Raw genomic sequence first — 1,432 nt, 5'->3', positions numbered from 1 at the left:
CGGGCCGGCGCGGAGCTCCCGGGGTCGCTCGCGGGGAACGGCTACGTCGGGCGCCGCCGGATCGCGCTCGGCGCGGTGGCCGTCGCGGTGGTGCTCCCGGCGGCGGTGCCGGGCCTGCAGCCGCGCGGGATCTTCGACCTGCGCGGCGGGGCCGGGGGCGACACCCGGACGGTGACGACGCCGGATCCGCTCGTCAGCCTGAAACGGGAGCTGACGGAGCTCGACGACTCGACGGTGCTGACCTACCGCACCGAGGACCCGATCGGGCCCGGTTACCTGCGGCTGTACGCGCTGGACCGGTTCGACGGCGACCGGTGGACCTACAGCCCGCTGCGCAGCGGACCGGACGACCGGCTGCGCGACGGCGACCGGCTGCCGGATCCGCCCGGGCTGACGTTCGGCGGGTCGCGCCGGATCACGACCCGGGTGTCGGTCCGCGACGAGGTGCGCGACATGACGTTCCTGCCGCTGCCGTACGCGCCGCAGCGGGTGTCGGTCGACGGCGACTGGCGGGTGGATCCCGAGTCGCTGATGATCTACTCGCTGCGCGACTCGGCGGGCGGCCGGACCTACACCGTCGAGAGCGTGCTGCCGCAGCCGACCGGCGAGGAGCTGGAGAACGCCGGGTCGTACCCGGCGGAGATCGTGCGCCGCTACACCGACCTGCCGGAGGGCGTTCCCCCGCAGGTGCGGCAGCTTACGCGCCGGGTGACGTCGGGCGCGTCGACCGTGCACGACCAGGCCGTCCAGTTGCAGCGGTGGTTCACCGACACCGGCGGGTTCGTCTACGACCTGAGGGCGCCGGCGCCCAAGCGGGGCAGCGACCTGCTGGACTTCCTGCTGCACAGCAAGCGCGGGTACTGCGAGCAGTTCGCGGCGTCGATGGCGCTGATGGCGCGGATCCTGGGGATCCCCGCGCGGGTGGCGATGGGGTACACGGCCGGGGTGCAGAGCGGCCCGGACGAGTGGACGGTGCGGTCCCGCGACGCGCACGCGTGGCCGGAGCTGTACTTCCCGGGTTCGGGGTGGGTGCGGTTCGAGCCGACCCCGTCGGGGATCCAGGGGCAGGGCACCGCGACGGCGCCCGGCTACAGCACGCCGGAGGTGTCCAGCGGGGCGGGGACGGACTCGGGGTCGTCGTCGTCCGGGGACGCGCGGTCGCCGGACGCCGAGGAGTCGGCGGCGCCGGAGGACTCGGCGACCGGCCCGGCCACGGCGCGTCCGCAGGACTCCGCGACGCGGACGCGGGGCGCGACGAGGGCTTCTCCCCGCTGCCGTGGGCGGCCGGGGGGCTGCTGGCGCTGCTGGCCCTGGCGGTTCCGGCGGTGGCGCTGGTGATCGCGCGGCGGCGCCGCTGGGCGGCGCTGGCCGGTTCCGGGACGGGGCCGGGCGAGGGGCCCGGCGCGGGCCCCTCGCCCGGCGGACCGTCCGC

Annotated in this window: 1 protein-coding gene; it reads left to right on the top strand. The window is 76.6% G+C overall.

Going from position 1 to position 1,432, the window contains the following annotated elements:
• Positions 1-1,338: transglutaminaseTgpA domain-containing protein (locus BJF79_RS39660; protein ID WP_143220808.1), on the top strand; the 1,338-nt coding region annotated here is incomplete at its 5' end.
• Positions 1,339-1,432: the final 94 nt, after the last annotated feature.

The sequence above is a fragment of the Actinomadura sp. CNU-125 genome (assembly GCF_001942465.1).
In the GTDB taxonomy this organism is placed as follows: Bacteria; Actinomycetota; Actinomycetes; order Streptosporangiales; family Streptosporangiaceae; genus Spirillospora.
Note: the sequence above shows the minus strand (reverse complement) of the source record. Positions and strands in the feature narration are given on the sequence as shown.